Consider the following 21,857-nt stretch of genomic DNA (forward strand, 5'->3'; position numbering starts at 1 on the left):
GATTAATATGCCTATGCAAATATTAATTAACTTGTTAATAGGTGTCATTTGGATGTTTTTGCAAGACACCTGGAATGTATTGACCTTCTTTACTGGTTATTTATTTGGAATTCTCGTTCTCTTTATCTTGCGCCGCTATATGTCAACTAACTTTTATTTAGAGACATTTTTTGCAGTCATTAAGTTGTTCGTTGTGTTTATTGAACAGCTGTTTACATCGAGTGTAGTCGTCATTCGACAAATAATAAAACCTAGGATTAATATTTCCCCAGGAATATTTTCCTTAGAGACGGAATTAGAGGGGGAATTAGAGGTTTCCTTGTTAGCCTTATTAATGAATTTAACCCCGGGATCAGTTGTTGTGGAGGTCACTTCTGATAATAATAAGTTTTTTATCCATGCAATGGATATACCCGCTCAAAAAGAATCCATCTTTCGTTCGAAGGAAAAATTTGAAAAGGCTATTAAGAGGGTGACTCGTTATGATTGATAATCTATTGGTTGGATCCTTAATTTTACTTGTTCTATCTATATTTGCAACGGTTTTTCGGCTGGTCAAAGGTCCATCTGCTCCAGATAGAATTCAGGCGCTTGATTGTTTGGGGATTAATTTAATTGCCGGAGTAGCTATCTTTTCTGTGTTGCTTCGAAATACAGGTTTTTTTGAAGTAATTTTATTAATAGGGATTCTATCATTTATTGGAACCATTGCCTTTGCACGATATATTGAAAGAGGTGTAGTCATTGAGCGAAAACAATCCGATTGAGCTTATAGCAGTTCTACTTATATTTTTTGGCGCTATCTTCTGTTTTCTTAGCTCATTAGGACTAATAAGACTTCCAGATGTTTATACGAGATCACATGCTGCATCCAAAGGCTCTACAATGGGAGTACTTTTTACTCTTGTTGGAACGTTTGTCTTTTTTATCATAGAGGGAACTTTTAGTATTCGTTTATTTCTAGGAATTTTCTTTGTTTTCCTAACCTCACCTGTCGCATCCCATGTAGTCGTGCGTTCTGCCTATCGTTCTAAAGTAAAGCTCGCAGATGTAACAGTACAAGATGATTTAAAGGCTGAAATGGAAGAAGAAGGAATCGAAACAATAGAAGTTCAGCACAAGTAGGCTGGTTTCATAGATTGATTTTTTTGGATAGGAAAATTAATATTGGAACGATTGAGGCTGTGGATTCATTAAAAAAATTACGTTACATCTTCATGAAGAGAGAAAGTTATTTATTTCTAATTGACGAAATTTCGCGATTTCTATATAGTTAAAAACGAAATACCCGTACTGAGACGGGAGAGGTTCATAGCGAATACCCTCTATAAAAAACTATGGATACATGCAATCAACGCCATGTCCATAAAAAGGATATGGCTTTTTTGTTTTATTCAGCTAGTTTCTGCGTAAGGTAAAATACCTCTCTTTTATGCAGTGTTGGGAAACACCAAACAAGGAGGAGCTCAAATGTCTGGAAGAAAGAAAGAAGAAGGATTAACAGATTTAACTTTGTTAGGAAATCAAAATACTCAATATAAAAGTGATTATGCACCAGAGGTGTTAGAATCGGTAGATAATCTCCACTCTGATAGAGATTATTTTGTAAAATTTAATTGTCCAGAGTTTACTAGCCTTTGTCCAATAACTGGACAGCCTGACTTTGCCACAATGTATATTTCCTATATCCCAAATAAGAAAATAGTAGAAAGCAAATCTCTTAAATTATATTTATTTAGCTTTCGCGATCACGGTGATTTTCATGAAGATTGTGTGAATATTATCATGAATGATTTAATCAAACTATTAGATCCTCGATATATCGAGGTTTGGGGGAAATTCACTCCACGTGGCGGAATATCAATTGATCCATGGTGCAATTATGGAAAATCGGGCACTAAATTTGAAGAGATGGCAGCCCATCGATTAATGAACCATGATATGTATCCAGAAAAAGTAGATAATCGATAATAAAAAACCAGTTAACAACTCGCAATTTTGTGGTTGTTGACTGGCTTTTTAAAGTCATATTTTCCTTTGTGGATTAAGGCAAGATATTCCCAGCAGCGCGATAAATACTGTACCATTCTTCTCGTGTTAAATGAACATCACTTGCTTTACAGCAATCGATTAAACGATCCACATTCATTGTTCCAATAACCGGCTGCATGTTAGCAGGATGGCGCAATAACCACGCAATCGCAATAGTTGTATTGCTGACTTGATACTTTTCAGCAATTTCATTTATTTGTTGATTTAATTCAGGAAATTTTTCATTTCCAAGGAATACCCCTTCAAAAAAACCATATTGGAATGGAGACCAAGGCTGGATTGTAATATCATGCAAGCGACAGAAGTCTAAAATACTGCCATCACGATTAATTGCAGAGTCATTCTCCATATTTACATTGATTCCATTAGAAATCATATTGGCATTTGTAATACTTAGTTGCAATTGGTTAGCCACAAGAGGCTGTTTCACATATTTTTGCAATAGTTGTATTTGCATCGGATTTTGGTTAGAAACGCCAAAATGACGAACCTTTCCAGATTGCTCAAGAATTTGGAATGCTTCTGCAACTTCCTCAGGTTCAACTAAAGCATCGGGACGATGAAGCAGAAGGGTATCTAAGTATTCTGTTTTTAGCCTACTTAATATTCCATCAACGGAGTTTAAGATATGTTCTTTTGAAAAGTCAAACATTCCTTTGCGAATGCCACATTTGGATTGCAAAATAATATTTTCGCGTACACTTGGAGACATATGAATAGCATCTGCAAATATCTCTTCACAAGTACCGCTACCATAAATGTCTGCGTGATCAAAGAAGTTAGCACCTTGTTCTAAAGCAGTTTGTACAAATTGCTCTGCTTCCTTTTTTTCTAATGAGTTAATACGCATGCAGCCAACCGCTACTACAGGCACTTCTAAATTACTGCTACCTAGTTTGATTATTCTCACGTTTCTCAGTCCCTTCTATTAATAGAAAACGCTTTAATAATTGTGCAAGATTAAAATTTCTAATACAGTAGACCATTTTTATTTTGCCATAGAAAGGAGATGAACACCAACCTTTAGACTTATGAAATCGAAAAATACTCCTTTTCTAGCAAAAAAAATAGAAAAGGAGTGCACTCCCATTTCGAGATGGAAGAAGCACTCCATTTCTTTTCCTATTATTTTGAATTTTAATCCTCCATTGTAGAAAGATCGCCAGTAGGGAGTCCGAGTTCCCAAGCCTTTAAAACACGTCTCATTATTTTTCCGCTACGGGTTTTAGGAAGCTTTTCGCAAAATTCAATTTCTCTTGGAGCGGCATGAGCGGCCAAGCCTGTTTTTACAAATATACGTATTTCTTCTTTTAATTCATCTGTTTCTTTATAGCCGTCAACTAGTGCAATAAAGGCTTTAATAATTTCACCTCGAATAGGATCTGGCTTTCCAATTACACCTGCTTCTGCTACTGCCGGAAATTCAATTAGTTTGCTTTCCACTTCAAATGGACCAACTCTTTCTCCAGCCGTCATAATAACATCATCCACCCGTCCCTGAAACCAGAAGTAACCTTCTTCATCCATATAAGCGGAATCACCAGAAACATACCATTCATCATGTTGAAAATAACTATTGAACTTCTCCTGATTATTCCAAATTGTATGCATCATTGATGGCCAACCTTTTTTAATGGCTAAATTCCCCATCTGATTTGGCGGCAAAATATTTCCGTTATCGTCCAGAATAACAGCTTCTATCCCTGGAAGAGGTTTCCCCATTGAGCCTAACTTGATATCCATACAAGGTAGATTACATATCAGCTGTGCACCAGTTTCAGTCATCCACCAAGTATCATGAATGCGATGTCCAAATACTTCGTGACCCCACCGGATTACTTCCGGATTTAGCGGTTCACCTACGCTTAGAATATGACGCAAGGAGGAGAGGGTGTATTTTTCGGTAACCGTATCCCCAGCTGCCATTAGCATCCGGAATGAGGTAGGTGCACTGTACCAAACGGTCACTCCAAATGTTTCAATCGTTTTATACCAAATATCAGGACTAAAGCGCCCACCTGCAACCACATTTGTTGAGCCAGTTAGCCAAGGACCAAAAATGCCGTAGGAGGTACCTGTTACCCAACCAGGGTCAGCTGTGCACCAGTAGACATCATCTTCTTGTAAATCTAAGACCCACTTTGCTGTCTGGTAGTGCTGGATCATCGCATTGTGGACATGAAGCACACCTTTTGGTTTTCCAGTGGAACCAGAGGTATAGTGAAGGATTAATCCATCTTTACGATCAACCCATTCTATGTCTAATTCAATAGAAGCAGAGCGAAAATATTGAAGGAAATCTTTTGTTTTATCATCCTCTTGTACATCTTCCCCAACAATAAAAATTGTTTCTAAAGCTGGTAATTCTGTATGTGGAATCCTATTTACAAGCTCAGGTGTAGTAATGATAACTTTTGCCTCACTATCATGGAGACGGTCCTTTACGGCATCCTCCATAAATGCTTCAAACAGTGGACCAACGATGGCTCCTAATTTTATCGCTCCAATTAAAGCGAAATATAATTCAGGGGAACGAGGCATAAAAATAAACACTCGATCGCCTTTTTTTACGTTTCCTACTTTTTTTAAAACATTTCCAGCTTTATTTGATAATTTCTTTAAGTCTTTGAATGTGTATGTCTCTTTTCTTGATGGATGAAAATAGTGGAGGGCTACTTTGTTGGCACGGTAATTCTCAGCATGACGGTCAATTGCTTCATAAGCTAAGTTAACTTTTCCAGTCTGATGCCAAGAAAATTCCTTTTCTGCTTGGTCCCATTTGAAATGTTGGTACAAGTCCTCATAGTTCTCAAGGTTATGCTTGCCTTTAACAGGTGGAAACGCTTTCAATTCCATTCATACATCCCCCTCATTTCAATTTTTTAACAACACTATTATAATGGGAAAACACTATATATACAATTTTAATGTTGTAATTGAATAAATATTCCTACATTTAAAAAATGGATAGGGGTATAAGTTAAAACTTTTCTATATAAAGGAATAAAGCGGCTGGGAAATAAGCATTTCTACCAAAATTAAACAAGAACTATAATGTAATTAATTTACAAAAAAATTCGTGTTTGTTTTTTAGAAAAAGGTTTAAAAACGAAGTGTAATGGAGCGGAAGACGCTCGACTCCTGCGGGAAATAGAGACGCTTTAGAACCCGCAGCGCATGCGAGGAGGGCACTGAAAAAGTATAGTTTCTCCAAATTAAATAAGTATTTATTTATTTGAAAGCGAATATAAAGTTGGTTTGGAGAGGCGACAGCTCGACTCCTATGGGAGTTGCGAGAAAGTCCGAGACCCTGCAGGAACGCAGTGACGAAGCGGCTCGGCGCTCGCCCCATGGAAAGCGAGCTGTCGCCTCGGGAAACAAATGAAATACCCGAATTTAAAAGTCGGCCACCAACAATTATGATTATATTGCAGTTTTTCAGTGCCCTAGCATGCGAGGAGGCTCAGCTTCCTCCCCGGCGCATCGTGCGTCTGTAGCGCAATGGAACGACTGAATTTTTACACTTAACTATATTAAAAAACATAGATAACCATCAAGAGAAAGTAGCTTTATTTAAGAGCTAAATTAAAGATTGTTCGTCTTTAAAGACTAGTTATTTAGTTTTGTTCCAGCCTCTTTAATGGGAAAGTCTTCATTAAAAAGGACTATAAAAACAGTAGTATTAAATATAGTGAATGAAAAGCAAAATGAATAGATAAATCAAAAGAAGTAGTACTTGAAATTTAATTGTAGCGTAAAACCTTTTGTTAAACTTTTGAGATGGAAGTGGTTTTTCCTTCCATTCATCCAAGTAGTCATCATTTTTAAGAATCACGTGATGGAATCTTCGGAAGCTGAACGTTACTCCGTCAAAAAAGCCTCCTTTTGCAATATATTGAAATAGAAATACAACGATATAAGAGAAAGTAAGATAAAAGACAGTATTAATATAAGAAACAAAAGTATATTCAGAAGAAAAAATAAAAAAAAGAATTCCCGTCATAAAGATATTTATTAGAAATAGAGACCATTTTTTATTAAGCATGTTTATTCACCTTTACTAAGTATGTTTGCAACACGAATAATCGTATTTTAACCTAACTTTTATAGAATGTACATTTCCGGAAGCCATATGACTATAAAATATTGAGCATATATACTATTAAATAGTCAAAAAGAGTGTCACCTTCTTTTTCATATAGTTGAAAGATAGTTGAATTAATCTAGGAGGAATCGGATTATTATTTACAATATTAAGGAAGAAAAGAACTAATAATGTAAATATATCCTATTATGAAATTCTACAATAATAATACTGTCTTCTAATTTCAGGGAGAAAAGTATATTGGGATATGGATATTTTTAACAATTAATCGTTCTTTTGCCATATCTTTCTCTATATTTTTAATATAAATTTTTAGAATTTTAATACAAAAGTAAGCGCTGTCTTTGTTGTTCTAATGCAAAAGCACTCTAGCGCACTATAGCAATATTTGAAATTATCTCTATATTTAGTCTTTACAACTCTACTAGAATAATAGTATACTCACTTTAGCTTCTTTTTTAGATGTAATTTACAGAATAATATAACAATGGGGGGTCTTTTTTAATGAAGCGAAAATTAACTTGGCTGCTTTCACTTACATTGATACTGAGTGTATTTTTAGCAGCATGTTCTGGCGGCGATGATAACGCGTCTGAAGGTACTGATGGTTCATCAGAAGAAAATGTTGAACAAGTATTAAACTTAATTAACGGAGATGCGATTCCTTCTATGGATCCATCAATGGCAACAGATCAATATGGTTTCCAATTCTTAGGTGCTACAATGGAAGGTCTTAATCGTTTAGGTGAAGGCGGAGAAGTTACACCAGGTATTGCTGAAAGCCATGAAGTATCTGAAGATGGCTTAACTTGGACGTTCAAGTTACGTGAAGATGCAAAATGGGAAAACGGAGATCCTGTAACTGCTAACGATTTCGTTTATGCTTGGCAACGTGCTGTAAATCCTGATACAGGTTCTGAGTACGGTCCATATATGATGGGTGGCGTAATTAAAAACGCTGCAGAAATTAGCCAAGGTGATATGCCAGTTGAAGACTTGGGAGTTAAAGCAGACGGCGATTATACTTTAGTTGTTGAACTTGCTAACCCAACACCTTATTTTGAATCTTTAACAACTTTTGGTACATTCTTACCATTGAACCAAAAATTCGTTGAAGAAAAAGGCGAGGCTTTCGCTACTAGCTCTGAAAATCTATTAGCTAATGGTCCTTTCAAATTAGAAAACTGGGAAAGTACATCTCAAAAGTGGAATCTTGCTAAAAACGATACTTACTGGGATGCAGATACAGTTAAGTTAGAAACGATTAATTATGTAGTAGTAAAAGAAGCTCAAACAGCGGTTGACCTTTATGAAAAAGGAGAAGTAGACCGTACTGGTTTATCTTCAGACTTAGTTGACCAATATTCTTCTGATGAAGATTATACAGTTAAAGCAGGAAACTCTGTATTCTATTTGAAAATAAATCAAACAAGAAACGAAGCGCTTGCTAATAAAAATATTCGCGCAGCTATCAGCCGTGCGTTTGATAAACAGGCTTTAGTAGATACAATTTTAAATAATGGTTCTTTAGCTGCTAATGGTCTAGTTCCAGCAGACTTTACTCCAATGCCTGACGGTAGTGGTGATTTCCGCGAAGTTAGTGGAGATCTTGTAACATATGATACTGCTGCTGCGAAAGAATTCTGGGAAAAAGGTTTAGAAGAATTAGGAACTGATTCAGTAGAAATCGAATTCCTAGGCGGAGATACAGATGTATCTAAAACAATGAACGAATATCTTGCTAACCAATTACAAACAAATCTACCAGGATTAAAAGTAACTCTAAAACAAGTACCATTTGAACAACGTTTAGATTTAGATACTAATCAAGACTACGATCTTCAATTAGCTGGTTGGGGTCCTGACTACCTTGATCCATACACTTTCTTAAGCTTATGGATTACAGATGGCGGAAATAACAAAATGGGTTACTCAAATGCAGAGTACGATAAATTGTTAGAAGAAACAACAACTACTCTTGCTACAGATAACGAAGCTCGTTACCAAAACTTCTTAGAGGCTGAAAAGATTCTATTTGAAGATGCGGCAATCGCTCCTGTATATCAAAGTGCTGGCGCATTCCTATCATCTCCAAAAATTCATGGCTTAATTGAAAATCCATTTGGACCAGATTATGAATACAAATGGGTATCTATTGGAGCTGAAGAGTAATTTCGCTTTTTTGAAAAATTCGATGCTATGAAATAAGAGGGAGTGTATGCTTTTATAGCATATACTCTCTTGTATTTTTGAGTAGGAAAATTCTGATTATAGCAAAAATAAATTATTATGCTATAATAAACAAAGAAAATTAGGAGGTGCACAGATGGCTCGATACTTACTTCGACGTTTATGGTATATGTTAATAACACTGTTCATTATCGCAACAGTCTCCTTTTTCCTGATGAAGTTCCTTCCAGGAAGTCCGCTGAAGGCTGACGATAAATTAAGTGAAGAACAAAAAACAATTATATTGGAAAAATATGGTTTGAACGATCCGATTCCTGTTCAATATGTACGTTATTTAGGAAACCTAGTGCAGGGGGATTTAGGGGTTTCGTTTGCATTTGATAATACGCCGGTTACAGATATTCTAACGTCTAAAATTGGCCCTTCTGCGCTTTTAGGTGGACAGGCTTTAGTGCTGGGAACTGTTGTTGGAATTCTACTGGGCTTAATAGCATCTATTTATAGGAATGGTCCAATCGATTTTACATCCACCATTATAGCGGTACTCGGGACATCAGTTCCATCGTTCGTATTTGCAGGACTATTACAATATTTCTTGGCGGTGAAATGGGACTTACTACCTGTTGCGCTTTGGGATGGGTTTGAATATACGATTCTACCAACTATTGCACTAGCAATCTCACCACTAGCTGTAGCTGCAAGGTTCACTAGAACTGAAATGATCGAGGTTCTGCATTCACATTATATAACGACAGCTCGTGCAAAAGGAGTTAGTGAAGCAGGAATTATTTTCAAGCATGGATTACGTAATGCATTGATTCCTTTAGTTACAGTAATTGGGCCAATGGCGGTTGGCTTAATGACAGGATCCTTAGTAATTGAGCAAATATTTGCTGTTCCTGGAATTGGAGAGCAATTTGTATCATCTGTTAATGTAAATGATTATCCGACAATTATGGGGACAACATTATTGTTTGCCTTTGGGTTTGTAATCATTATATTAATTATTGACCTCCTATATGGATTAATCGATCCTAGAATTAGAATTGCAGGAGGTAATAAATAAAATGGAAAAGAAAAATCTTAATCAAATTGATAAGAATTTATTTAAGCCTCTTAATCAAGAAGAAAATGTTAGTGAAAAAATAACGGCACCAAGTAGAACCTTTGGGCAGGATGCAAGAAGAACGCTAATGAAAAACAAGCCTGCTATAGTTAGCATATTCATAATTTTGTTAATTATTATTATGAGTATAATTGGTCCAAGTATGAATGACTATGGTAACGATGATCAGGAACTTTCTCGAGCAAAGCTTCCGCCTAGGGTGCCATTATTAGAGAATGTTTCTTGGTTGGGTCTAAATGGTACATTATCAGGTCGATATGAAGGCACTGATGTGGAAGATGCAACTACAAAGGCAATGGCTCGTTATAAAAGTACAGATGAGTTTGTTGATATTAAAGTCCTTGAAGAAGGAGACGGTTCAAGAAATTCTGCTGCTGTTAAAGCAACCTTTCATATCTATGAAGCAAAGGAGATGGATGATACCTATTTCTGGTTTGGTACTGATACACTTGGTCGTGACCAATGGACAAGACTTTGGGAAGGTACAAGAGTATCCTTAATCATTGCATTTGTTGCTGCAATTCTTGATTTATTAATTGGGGTAACATACGGTGGTGTCTCTGGCTTCTATGGCGGAAGAGTTGATAACGTATTACAGCGTATTGCAGAAATATTAGTAGGGATTCCAAACCTAGTAATAATTCTTTTAATGATGCTTATTCTCCAGCCTGGTATTGTCTCCATTGTTATTGCATTAGCAATTACAGGATGGATAGGTATGTCCCGTATTGTTCGTGGAGAAGTATTAAAGCTAACAAATCAAGAATTTGTTCTTGCTGCTAGAACGTTAGGAACATCAAATGGTACGATAATTAGAAGACACTTAATTCCGAATATAACTGGTATTATTATTGTTAATACAATGTTCTCCATTCCAGGAGCTATCTTCTTCGAAGCATTCCTAAGCTTTATCGGACTTGGTATTGTCCCACCTAATGCTTCACTAGGTGCTTTAATTCAGCAAGGGTTTGCCAATTTACGATTGTACCCATATTTACTAGTTTTCCCAGCGGCTGTATTATCAGTATTAATGATTGCATTCAATATATTAGGTGATGGTTTGCGTGATGCATTCGATCCAAAAATGCATAAATAGGAGAGTAGGTGTTTATAAATGAGTAAATTATTAGAAGTCAAAGATTTAAGAGTATCATTTAACACCTACAACGGTGAAGTACAAGCTGTTCGCGGTGTTAGCTTTGAGTTAAATAAAGGGGAAACACTAGCAATTGTAGGAGAATCCGGTTCTGGTAAATCCGTTACTTCCAATGCTTTAATGAGACTTCTTCCTGAACCACAAAGTATTATAAAAAGTGGAGAAATTTTATTTGAAGGCGAAGATCTTATTAAAAAATCGAAGAAGGATATGCAAAAAATTCGCGGAAAAGATATCTCTATGGTATTCCAAGATCCAATGTCTTCTTTGAATCCTACAATGAAAATCGGGAATCAAATCATGGAAGGTCTAATCAAGCATCAAAACATGAATAAAGCTGACGCTAAGAAACGTGCGCTTGAGTTGCTTGAATTAGTAGGCATTCCACAGCCAGCAATTCGCATTAATCAATTTCCACATCAATTTTCAGGCGGAATGCGTCAACGTGTGGTTGTAGCAATTGCGCTTGCGTGTAATCCGAAGATTTTAATTGCTGACGAACCAACTACAGCACTTGATGTTACGATTCAGGCTCAAATCCTTGAATTGATGAAGGACATTCAAAAGAAAACGGAGAGTGCGATTATTTTTATTACCCATGACCTTGGTGTAGTAGCAAATGTTGCTGATCGCGTAGCTGTTATGTATGCTGGTAAAATTGTTGAAATTGGTACAGTAGATGATATTTTCTATAATCCAAAGCATCCTTATACTTGGGGATTAATTGGATCAATGCCTACACTTGATAGTAAGGATGAAGAACTATTTGCTATACCTGGAAGCCCACCAAATATGTTAAAGCCTCCAGTAGGAGACGCGTTTGCGCCTAGAAATCAATTTGCACTAGAAATTGACACAGTGATGGAACCACCAATGTTTAAAGTTTCTGATACACATTATGCAGCAACTTGGCTATTACATGAAGATGCACCAAAGATTGAGCCACCAGAAGCGGTTAAACAAAGAATGCTTGGTTTCTCCAAAACAGGTCGCAAGGACGGTGAAAAAAGTTGACTAACGAAAAATTATTAGAAGTAAAGAATTTGCAAAAGCACTTTTCAGCTGGTAGAGATAGAATCATTAAAGCGGTAGACGGTGTATCCTTTGACATTTTTAAGGGAGAAACATTTGGTCTTGTTGGTGAATCTGGTTGTGGAAAGTCTACAACAGGTAGAACCATTATCCGTCTTTATGATGCAACAGGTGGAGAAGTTAAATTTGAAGGCGAAGATGTGCATGGAAAAAAATCAAATGCAGAGCTTCGCAAGTTTAACCGAAAAATGCAAATGATTTTCCAGGATCCTCATTCCTCTCTTAATCCGCGTATGACGGTACTGGATATTATTGCAGAAGGTATTGATAATCATAAGCTTGCAAAAACACCAGAAGAACGTCGTCAGAGAGTAGAAGAATTACTTGAAGTAGTTGGATTGAACAAAGAGCATGCTACACGCTTTCCACATGAATTCAGTGGTGGTCAACGACAAAGAATTGGGATTGCTCGTGCGCTAGCTGTAGAGCCAGATTTCATCATCTGTGACGAGCCAATTTCTGCACTTGATGTTTCTATTCAAGCACAGGTTGTTAACCTATTGAAAAAGTTACAAAAGGAACGTGGATTAACTTATTTATTTATTGCCCATGATCTATCTATGGTTAAATATATAAGTGATCGTATTGGTGTTATGTATATGGGAAATATGGTTGAGTTAGCAGAAGCAGATGAGCTTTATGATAATCCACTTCATCCATATACAAAATCATTATTATCGGCAATTCCGCTTCCAGATCCACGTTATGAGCGTGAACGTACAAGAATCGCTTATGATCCATCCGTACATGACACTAGTGAGCCAGCAGAGTTAAGAGAAATTACTCCAGGTCACTTTGTGCGTTGTACTACGAAAGAGTTAGAGAAGTACAAAAGAGAATTGAGCCTAAAGAAAAAATAAGCATCAAATTTAATCTATTAAAGAAGACCTCCCAAATAATCCTTGCCAAGATGCAAGGATTTTTTCATTTCTCAGGAAATGAATCTGTATTCTTTTTCTTTCCCCTATCATTACATATGTAATCCTAAATGGAGGAAAAATCGTTTTCTAAAAAACGATAAAAACCGACATACCCTTATTTGACTAAACAGTATCTTGTCGTAGAAAGGAAGGCTGTGTTCTCTATAAATAGTAAAACTCCCATCAAAAAACACAAGAAAATCCAAAAAATATTAAAAAATTTACATGACTACGCTAAAATAAAGGAAAATAAGTAAAAGAAGAGTGGAAATATATATTATAGGAGTTCATAAATGGTCAATTCAATATTAAAATCCCAATATGATAAAGCGATTCAACAAACAAAAACGCTTATCATGAATGACGTAAATAAGTATTTAGAAAAACAAGAAACTAAACCATCCTTTGAACAATACATGGCTGATCGAAAGGTGTTTATCGAGCAAATATGGTTAAACACATGGATTAATACAGCTGCCAGCCATATTCGTTATTCTGAAAAAAAGGATTATCTTACTAGTAAAGGTTTTGATATCAGTGATCTTAATAAAAAGGATATAAATCGATTGTTTCGAAATGAAATTCGAGATGTTGATGTATTTTCATATGAGGGTTGGCTTAAAGCACATATAGGCGACCATAAAGAGAAATGGGAAAATAGATATAAAGAGATACGGAAAATCTACTTACAACATGTAGAGGAAAATAATGATTTGGAAAGGAAGCGTAAATATTCCGCTAAATTCTCTTATTATATAGAACAATTAATGGAGAAACATTATGAGGAACTTTTTCTTTATATACGCTATTTAACGGGATGTAATATTGCTGTTGAGATCGATAGAAATGGGATTATTTTGCCTTCCATGGAAATAACGTTTGAAGAATATCTATCGAATGAAATGGACATGTCTTATAACCAATTTTACTTTTTAGAAGACAGAACAGAAACATATGAAAATTTAATTTTTCAACATCTCATTGATTTTTTTCCTTCATGGGTAAAAGATAAACTACCAACGCGTATAAAGGAGGAATATCAAGAAGTATTTAATCAATCCTTATCCAACTCCTTTTTACTAGAAGCAAGTACGCCGTTACTTAAAGAAATTACAGGAGAGTTTCTAGAAGATTTATTTCCTGAATATATAATTGATTTAGAGAAGCTATTAGATATTCCTTTTGATATGGAGATTCATAAGGAGATAATGGAGAAGGATCGCAAAAGAAAAGAACTGAAAGAAGCGGAGGATCGCGAGGAACAAAGGCGGCGAAAAGAAGAAGAAGCAAGAATGATTGAGGATATTTTTGGTAAAGAATACTATCCTCCAACTAGTAGAAATATAAAATATGTATTGCATACCGGAGAAACGAATACTGGTAAAACGTATCAAGCAATTAATCGCATGATGGAGGCAGACAGTGGTTTATACTTGGCTCCATTAAGATTGCTGGCATTAGAGATTTATGAAAAACTAAATCAGCAAGGTGTACCTTGCTCTCTTAAAACAGGGGAAGAGGAAAAGCTTGTACTAGAGGCACAACATCAGTCTAGTACAGTAGAAATGTTTCATGAGAAAGAATATTATGACGTAGTGGTTATCGATGAATCCCAAATGATTGCAGATAAGGAACGGGGATTTTCATGGTATCGAGCAATAACGAAGGCAAATGCAAAAGAGATTCATATTATCGCAAGTCTACATGCAAAAAATATGCTTCTGCAGCTACTAGGCGATGCAAATGTGGAAGTCCACGAGTATCGTAGGGATACGCCGTTACAAATAGAAGGGGATTTATTTCAATTGAGCAAAACAAGGAAAGGAGATGCGCTTGTTTGCTTTTCAAGGAGAGGTGTATTAGAAACCGCTTCTGAGTTACAAAGAAATGGCTGGCAAGTAAGTGTAATTTATGGAAGTATGCCTCCAGAAGCTAGAAAAAAACAAATGCAGCGGTTTATTGAAGGAGAAACAAAGGTAATTGTTTCCACAGATGCCATTGGAATGGGGCTTAATTTGCCGATAAGAAGAATCGTATTCTTAGAAAATGACAAGTTTGACGGTATAAGAAGAAGGATGTTAAGCTCTCAGGAAGTGAAGCAGATTGCAGGTAGGGCAGGAAGAAAAGGAATATACGATATTGGCAGAGTTGCTTTTACAAGCGATCGTAAAAAGATGAAGTATTTATTAGAAAAAAAGGATAATGATCTTTATGGATTTACGATTGCACCGACTAATGCTGTATTAGAAAGATTTCAAAAGTACTCTAATAACCTTGGGCTTTTCTTCTATTTATGGGGACACTTTAAAAGTCCAGAGGGAACAAAAAAGGCATCCTTAGCAGAGGAAGTACTATTATATGAAATGATAATGGATACAATGGTGGAAGCTAGAATGTCCTTACATGACTTATTCAGCTTCTTGAAGCTTCCGTTTGCAACAAGTGAAGCAGCCTTACGTGCTCAATGGAAAATCAATATGGAGGCAATTGTTGAAAATAAGGATTTACCAGAACCTAAACTAAAAACAGACAGCTTGGAGGAGTTAGAGTTATCGTATAAGGCTATCGGCCTTCATTTATTATTTTTATATAAATTGGAAAGAAGAACAGAAGCATATTATTGGGAAAAGTTAAGAGGAGAATTGAGTGATCAAATAAATGATCATTTGAAAGCTGGAATTAAAGGGAAAAAGCGTGTTAAAACATGTAGAAAGTGTGGAAAAGAGCTGTCATCTAGATTTAAATTTTCTATCTGTAATGATTGTTTTCATAGAACATAATTTGGAGTAGTATTCTATTGCATATTGCTGACAGAGAAAGGGAAAAAGAAGAGGCTGGGATAAAACTAAATAAATAATTTTTAATAAGAACAATCTCTAATTTAGCTCTTAAATAAAGCTACTTTCTCATGTTGGTTATCTATGTTTTTAAATATATCAAGTGTAAAAACTAAGTCGTTCCATTGCGCTACGGGGTCTCAGCCTTTCCTCTATTTCCCGCAGGAGTCGAGCGTCCTCAGCTCCATTTCAATTCGTTTTTAAACCTTTTTCCCAAATGATAAACACGAACTTTTATGTATATTATAACTATAAAAAAGTTCGTGTTTATTATTAGTTGAAATGCTTATGTCCCAGCCTCTTTCCTACGATTAATCAAGTATTTATTTATTTGTTGATTAGAAGTTTTAATAAAATAGATAAGTTGAGTCAAAAGCAAAAGTCATTTACACTATAAATAATGGAAGAAAATAGAGCAAATTTCCTTTTGATTTTTATCATAAATACTATACTATTAAAATAGAAACTAATTTAAGGAAGGTAATTAAAATGGAATCGAAATTCAAGTTCGGAATTCGCTCCAAAATTATCCTTGGCTACATTGTTATTATACTTTGTTTACTTGTGTCGGTAATTTTGCTCAATAATCAAATTCGATCCTTGCAAGAGGAACGTAACTCGATTATTAATTATGATTCTCGCATACAGGAATTAACTGCTTCCATTGAAAAAAGTGTTTTAGATATGGAAACAGGTCAGCGTGGATTTATAATAACAGGTAACCAAAGCTACTTAATTCCGTATAACGATGGGAAGGAAAACTGGGAAGCGCAATTTGATGAACTTTATCAGTTAATGAAAGATAAACCTGCACAGCAGGAAAATTTATTAGAAATAAAAGATAATATTGAAAATTGGATTAACACAGCAGGCGAGCCAACCATCCAATACAAAGAACAGAATAATCTAGATGCTCTAAATGCTTTTTTTGAGTCAGATTCTGGTCGAGAGTATATAAATGATATTACAGAGAAGTTTAATTCACTCAGAGATACAGAAAAGACTGCATCTGCTAAGCAAGCAGCAAAATTAGATGCCCAAAATAATACTGTAACCATTGGTCTATTTGGTGCATTAGTTTTGATTTCCCTTGTTGCGATTATTATTGCTAGTCAAATTTCTAAATCCATTGTTAGAACGATTAAAGAAGTGACAGGCACTATTGGTACGATTGCAGCATCTAAAGGCATCATTAATACACGCATACATGTGCGAACGAATGATGAAATAAAAGAGCTTGCTGTAGCGACTAATCTGCTTCTTGATAATGTAGAGCAGAGAGAATGGCTACAGTCTAATGTCGCCGATATTGTGATGAAATTTCAAGGGCTTGCTTCTATTGAAGCTTTGTCCAATACATTTATTACAGAATTGGCTAAAAAAACAAATGCTAGTTTTGGAGCATTTTATGTAAAGGATGCACAACAAAAGAAAGAAATGTATGTAAAGGCCGCAACGTTCGCAGAATCAGGCGATGCGATTGGCAGAGACACTTTTCAATTAGGAGAAGGGCTAATTGGTCAAAGTGCAAAAGAACAGCGCATGATTCACTATAAGGAAATACCTAATGATTACCGTTTAATCGCAACCGGTTTAGGGGATGTTTCACCAAGAAGCATTATAATTGTACCCGTTATGTTTGAGGGAGACGTTATTGCTGTCTTGGAGCTTGCGACGATGAGTGAATTTACAAAGCTACAGCAAGATTTGATTGTTGGTATAGTAGAATCATTTGGAGTAACGATTAATAGTATTATGGGTAGAATGGAAATTGTTCGCTTATTAAACGAATCTAGAGCCATGACCGAAGAGCTACAGGTACAATCTGAAGAACTACAAACACAGTCAGAGGAATTACAATCACAGTCTGAAGAGTTGCAAATGCAAAAAGAAGAACTGATGGCTACAAATGAGCAACTAGAAGATCGAACAAGAGAAGCGGAAGCGAAGACAAAAGATTTAGAAAAAGCAAAAGAGGAATTGGAAGAGAAAACCGAATTGGTCATTCAAAATTCTAATTATAAATCAGAGTTTTTAGCAAATATGTCCCATGAATTAAGAACGCCATTAAATAGTATTCTAATTCTTTCGGAAATGCTTGCAGAAAATGACGCTAATCATCTGTCGGCAGAGGAGATGGAGTTTGCGAATGTCATTCATTCTTCTGGTAAAGATCTCCTTTCGCTTATAAATGATATTCTTGATCTTTCAAAAGTTGAGGCAGGAAAGCTCGATGTTCATTTTAGTGAGGTAAGTATTAATGATATTACTTCACAATTGGAGAGAAGTTTTGCCCCTATTGCAAAGCAGAAGGATGTAGAATTTATTATACATAAGCAGGAAACGCTGAAAGATATTATGTATACAGATGAAAAGAGATTCCAACAAATTATAAAAAATCTATTATCCAATGCCTTTAAGTTTACGGAAAGTGGATCCGTTTCTTTAAATATTAAGAAAAAGCATCAGATAAGTCGAAGCATGAAAGAATTAAGCAGAGAATGGCTGGAAATTTCGGTTTCGGATACCGGTATTGGCATTCCGAGAGATAAACATAAATTAATCTTTGAAACATTCCAGCAGGCAGATGGTGCCACTGTACGTAAATATGGTGGTACTGGTCTAGGACTATCTATTTGTAGAGAATTTGCTAGATTACTAGGTGGATGGATTTCCTTGAAGAGCTCAGAAGGAAAAGGAAGTACATTTACCTTAACGATTCCAAGTCTTCCTAATGGAATAGTTGATGCAAAGCTCAATATTAGTGATATAAATGTTGCAGCTACAATGGAAGTGAAAAAGCAAGAGGCTCGATTTGAAATAGATAAAGAAGAACAGAGACATGAGGAAGAAAGAAAGGCGGAAATCATGTTGTCTAGTGACAAGCATGATGATGTATTTAAAGGGAAAAAAGTATTGATTGTTGATGATGATAACCGCAATATATTTGCTCTTAAAACAACCCTTGAAAAAATAGGGATGGACGTCCTTGTTGCACACAATGGAAAAGAATCGTTAGGAATTATTGAAGAAACACCTGACTTAGATGTGATTCTAATGGATATTATGATGCCAAATATGAATGGTTATGAAACAATGACTATTATTCGTCAAACAATGAACTTGACCGAAATACCTATTATTGCATTGACTGCTAAAGCAATGAAAAACGATCGCGAGAAATGTCTCGAAGCAGGCGCATCAGATTATATTAGTAAACCACTAGATTTAGATCAATTATATTCTGTTCTAAGAGTATGGCTAGTTAAGTAAGGAGGAGGCGGTTATGAATAATCCATTCCTGAATAACGAACACGAGGTAGATAATCCAGATCATGCAGATATAGAAGTGGATCTGCTGCTTGAAGGGATATTTCGATTATCAGGTTTTGATTTTCGTCAATATAACCGGTCTTCTATTACACGCAGGATCTACTATAGAATGAAAATGGATAATATTCCTACGATTACACGACTACTTGAACGAGTGATTCATGAAGAGGTTTTCCTGGAACAGCTTTTAAATGATTTTTCTATCAATGTAACGGAAATGTTTAGGAATCCAAGCTTTTTCCGTGCATTTAGAGAGCAAGTAATCCCACATTTACGAAAGTATGATGAAATCCGGATATGGCATGCGGGATGTGCTACAGGGGAAGAAGTTTTTTCGATGGCTATTTTATTGGAAGAAGAGGGGCTAAAGGAAAAGGCAGTTATATATGCAACAGATATGAATGAAAATGTACTGCAAAAGGCAAGCAAAGGGGTATTTCCTCTACATAAAATGCAAGCATATACTAAGAATTATATGCTTGCAGGAGGAACAAATGCGTTCTCGGAATATTATAAAACAGACCATCAATATGCTTATTTTCATTCTGATCTATTGAAAAATATTATATTTGCCCAACATAATTTAGTAACAGACCAATCTTTTAATGAATTTCATGTCATTATTTGTAGAAATGTACTCATTTATTTTAATCCCATGCTCCAAAACCAGGTGCATCATCTATTTTATGAAAGTTTAAGTAAAGATGGCTTTATTGGTTTAGGAGATAAAGAGACATTAAGCTTTGTTGATGTAATGCCAAAATATAGAGAGCTTGCTGGTGGAGAAAGACTTTATCAGAAAATCTACTAAGAACTATAGGAGCTCTTCTAAAACAATAAAAAGGATTTCTCTTTAGGAGAAATCCTTTTTATTTACTATGTACTCATTAAAGAAATAAGTAAAGTGTTAATTATTTGCCTTTTGCTTGGATCATTAATACACACATGTCATCTGGCTGATTAGACTGTTGCTCTTTTGTTAGAAGGTGATCCATTACGGAGCTGGTATGTTCCCATCTTTTGGAGGAAATTGCTTGGATTTTCTTTTCGGCTTCAAATTCACAAGGTCCCATTGCTTCTAAGACACCATCCGTATAAAGGATGATTTGTACATCTTTTTCAAAGGTAACTTCTTTAGTATTAATTTCCATTTCATCGAAAAATCCTACTGCGCAAGTACCTTGTTCTAATGCAACTACTTCCTTTTCATCCATAAGCATATATCCATAAGGATGACCAGCATTGACATATTCCACTGTTTTCTTCTCTGTATCTATTACTAAATAGATTGCCGTAAAGTAGAATGGAAGACCTTCTTTTTCATTTTTTAATAAGGTCATATAGCGATTTAATTCTTTGATAACAAGATCTGGCTTCACTAATTGTTTAACTGATTCTCTCAGGACAGAAGAGATAAACATGCACACTAAAGAAGCGGATATTCCATGTCCCATCATATCTAATAAAATAATTGCATATTTGTGATCATTAATTTTATGCCAATAATACATATCACCTGCAAGATTAAAGGAAGGCAAATAAGAAACTTCAATATGCATATGTTCATCTTCTAAAGGGGCACTTAAAAGACTTCTTTGTACATGTGTTGCTAAGTCTAATTCATACTGAATTTTTTTTTCGTGTTGAGTATGCCAATCAAGCTCTGCCTTTAACCGTAGAGCAACGCGTATTCTTGCGAGGAGTTCGATTTTGTTTAGAGGTTTTGTAATATAATCTACACCACCAATATCCAAGGCTTCCGCGAGCTTATTCTTGTCTTCTAATGCTGTTACAAAGATAATCTGAATATCCTTGAGGTGTTCCATCTTTTTAATGCGTTTACAAGCTTCAATGCCATCGATTTCTGGCATCATAATATCGAGCAATATTAAATCCACACTATTCCCTGTCGAAAGCGGAGCATCAAGTTGTAAATAATGAAATAATTCCTGGGCTGAAGAGAGAGAAACACAATCATCGTACCCAGCGTTTTTTAGTATTTTTTCCATTACAAATAGATTGACAGTATTGTCATCTACTAAAAGAATAGTCATAATTCTTATAACTCCTTGTCTATTATGATGTTAAGAAATAAATTATGTATACCTTATTTTATTTAAAACCATCAAGTGTATATAACTATAATTATACAGATATTTATTGGATAATAATAATTATAAGTATTATAGAATGGAAAAGAAAAAAACATCGCAACATAAGAGTTCTCTTAGATTGGATGTTTTTTCTTTTATAAGCTGTTTTTTTTAAAACCAATGGGAATATGCTTAGCCTATGGAATGAATGTGTATGATTGGAATCAGCATTTCGAAAAATCCTTATTCGTTATGCAGTGAAATTTCCATCATAGCTAAGCATAATGGCTGATTTCACGCCATCAAGTTTTGAAATAGTATTAATAAAGGTAGAGTTATTCTCTTTCACACGAATTTCGTATGTTACTTCAAAATCGTTTCCAGGCATAATTGATTTTGATTTAATGGAGAATTTTTTAGCATGAGTTGAAATAGTTTTTGTTAATGAATCTTCTAACGCTTCATTTGTATATTTAACAACTAATAAATAAGGATTTTCAATTTTGATTCGGTTAGTAAACAGAATAAGAACTAAACCAATTAGGATAGCACCTAATATAACTAGGATAATAAAGCCTGCTCCACAAAGTATTCCTGTAACAATTGCCCAGAATAAATAAACTAAGTCCATAGGATCTTTAATAGGAGTTCTAAAGCGTACAATCGATAAGGCACCAACCATACCAAGTGATAATAGAACATTGGATGATATCCCGATAATGATTAAGGCAGTTGCCATTGATATAATAATTAGAGAAATATTAAAGGTGTGGGAATAGATGACACCTGAGAAAGTTTTTTTATAAACATAATAGATAAATAAACCGACGCCAAAGGCTACTAACAGCCCTATTAAAGAATCAATTACGGAAAAGTTACTCGTTTTTTCTAAAATACTTGATTTGAAAATATCTTCGAAGCTAATATTACTCATTTTTTTGTTCCTCCTTGAA

At 35.2% G+C, this 21,857-nt stretch carries 17 protein-coding genes and 1 riboswitch; of the genes, 12 read left to right on the top strand and 5 right to left on the bottom strand.

What is annotated here, in order from left to right:
- The first annotated feature begins 7 nt into the window (after window positions 1-7).
- From ACTNDN_RS04055 to queF, 4 genes are all read left to right on the top strand, one after another.
- Window positions 8-490 carry a Na+/H+ antiporter subunit E gene (locus tag ACTNDN_RS04055; RefSeq protein ID WP_031539276.1) on the top strand — a complete coding sequence of 161 codons (483 nt, stop codon included), beginning with the start codon at window positions 8-10 and terminating at the stop codon, window positions 488-490.
- The gene (locus tag ACTNDN_RS04060) at window positions 483-767 is read left to right on the top strand and encodes a Na(+)/H(+) antiporter subunit F1 (protein ID WP_031539275.1); all 285 of its coding nucleotides are present in this window, start codon (window positions 483-485) and stop codon (window positions 765-767) included. The genes ACTNDN_RS04055 and ACTNDN_RS04060 overlap by 8 nt, the downstream gene beginning before the upstream one ends.
- Window positions 745-1,125, top strand: coding sequence for a monovalent cation/H(+) antiporter subunit G (mnhG, locus tag ACTNDN_RS04065; RefSeq protein ID WP_031539274.1), 381 nt, complete (start codon window positions 745-747; stop codon window positions 1,123-1,125). Before ACTNDN_RS04060 ends, mnhG begins: the two co-directional genes overlap by 23 nt.
- A gap of 173 nt (window positions 1,126-1,298) precedes the next feature.
- A riboswitch (PreQ1 riboswitch) is annotated at window positions 1,299-1,345 on the top strand.
- A 125-nt stretch (window positions 1,346-1,470) separates the two neighbouring features.
- A complete protein-coding gene (gene queF, locus ACTNDN_RS04070; protein ID WP_031539273.1) occupies window positions 1,471-1,971 on the top strand; it encodes a preQ(1) synthase in 501 nt (166 codons plus the stop codon).
- A 73-nt stretch (window positions 1,972-2,044) separates the two neighbouring features.
- Here the strand turns inward: queF and ACTNDN_RS04075 are convergent, their stop codons facing one another.
- From ACTNDN_RS04075 to ACTNDN_RS04085, 3 genes are all read right to left on the bottom strand, one after another.
- Entirely contained in the window at window positions 2,045-2,962 is a 918-nt protein-coding gene (locus tag ACTNDN_RS04075; RefSeq protein WP_349204527.1) for an aldo/keto reductase, read from the bottom strand.
- Between the two features lie 227 nt (window positions 2,963-3,189).
- On the bottom strand, window positions 3,190-4,908 hold the full coding sequence (acsA, locus tag ACTNDN_RS04080; protein WP_349204526.1) for an acetate--CoA ligase: 1,719 nt from the start codon (window positions 4,906-4,908) through the stop codon (window positions 3,190-3,192).
- Window positions 4,909-5,734: 826 nt separating this feature from the next.
- Window positions 5,735-6,097 (bottom strand): DUF3899 domain-containing protein, encoded by a 363-nt coding sequence (locus ACTNDN_RS04085; protein WP_048716939.1) that lies wholly within the window; start codon window positions 6,095-6,097, stop codon window positions 5,735-5,737.
- A 564-nt stretch (window positions 6,098-6,661) separates the two neighbouring features.
- Here ACTNDN_RS04085 and ACTNDN_RS04090 point away from each other — a divergent pair.
- The 8 genes from ACTNDN_RS04090 to ACTNDN_RS04125 all read left to right on the top strand — a co-directional run bounded on the left by ACTNDN_RS04090 (window position 6,662) and on the right by ACTNDN_RS04125 (window position 19,622).
- Complete coding sequence (locus ACTNDN_RS04090; RefSeq protein ID WP_048716943.1) at window positions 6,662-8,329, top strand: peptide ABC transporter substrate-binding protein; 1,668 nt, start codon at window positions 6,662-6,664, stop codon at window positions 8,327-8,329.
- A gap of 154 nt (window positions 8,330-8,483) precedes the next feature.
- Complete coding sequence (gene opp3b, locus ACTNDN_RS04095; protein WP_031539421.1) at window positions 8,484-9,413, top strand: oligopeptide ABC transporter permease; 930 nt, start codon at window positions 8,484-8,486, stop codon at window positions 9,411-9,413.
- Between the two features lies 1 nt (window position 9,414).
- Window positions 9,415-10,569 carry an oligopeptide ABC transporter permease gene (opp3C, locus tag ACTNDN_RS04100; protein ID WP_031539420.1) on the top strand — a complete coding sequence of 385 codons (1,155 nt, stop codon included), beginning with the start codon at window positions 9,415-9,417 and terminating at the stop codon, window positions 10,567-10,569.
- 18 nt (window positions 10,570-10,587) lie between these two features.
- Window positions 10,588-11,643 carry an ABC transporter ATP-binding protein gene (locus tag ACTNDN_RS04105; protein WP_031539419.1) on the top strand — a complete coding sequence of 352 codons (1,056 nt, stop codon included), beginning with the start codon at window positions 10,588-10,590 and terminating at the stop codon, window positions 11,641-11,643.
- Complete coding sequence (locus ACTNDN_RS04110) at window positions 11,640-12,581, top strand: ABC transporter ATP-binding protein (RefSeq protein ID WP_031539418.1); 942 nt, start codon at window positions 11,640-11,642, stop codon at window positions 12,579-12,581. The genes ACTNDN_RS04105 and ACTNDN_RS04110 overlap by 4 nt, the downstream gene beginning before the upstream one ends.
- 353 nt (window positions 12,582-12,934) lie before the next feature.
- A complete protein-coding gene (locus tag ACTNDN_RS04115) occupies window positions 12,935-15,421 on the top strand; it encodes a helicase-related protein (RefSeq protein WP_349204524.1) in 2,487 nt (828 codons plus the stop codon).
- Window positions 15,422-15,967: 546 nt separating this feature from the next.
- Window positions 15,968-18,751: an ATP-binding protein gene (locus ACTNDN_RS04120; RefSeq protein WP_048717732.1), complete on the top strand. Its 2,784-nt coding sequence runs from the start codon at window positions 15,968-15,970 to the stop codon at window positions 18,749-18,751.
- Between the two features lie 13 nt (window positions 18,752-18,764).
- Entirely contained in the window at window positions 18,765-19,622 is an 858-nt protein-coding gene (locus tag ACTNDN_RS04125) for a CheR family methyltransferase (RefSeq protein ID WP_251628932.1), read from the top strand.
- A 100-nt stretch (window positions 19,623-19,722) separates the two neighbouring features.
- Here the strand turns inward: ACTNDN_RS04125 and ACTNDN_RS04130 are convergent, their stop codons facing one another.
- Both ACTNDN_RS04130 and ACTNDN_RS04135 read right to left on the bottom strand, forming a co-directional pair.
- On the bottom strand, window positions 19,723-20,865 hold the full coding sequence (locus ACTNDN_RS04130) for a SpoIIE family protein phosphatase (RefSeq protein ID WP_031539161.1): 1,143 nt from the start codon (window positions 20,863-20,865) through the stop codon (window positions 19,723-19,725).
- Between the two features lie 289 nt (window positions 20,866-21,154).
- Window positions 21,155-21,838, bottom strand: coding sequence for a DUF4956 domain-containing protein (locus ACTNDN_RS04135; protein WP_048717734.1), 684 nt, complete (start codon window positions 21,836-21,838; stop codon window positions 21,155-21,157).
- Window positions 21,839-21,857: the final 19 nt, after the last annotated feature.

Source organism: Niallia sp. HCP3S3_B10, from assembly GCF_052064465.1.
Lineage (GTDB): Bacteria > Bacillota > Bacilli > Bacillales > Cytobacillaceae > Niallia > Niallia hominis.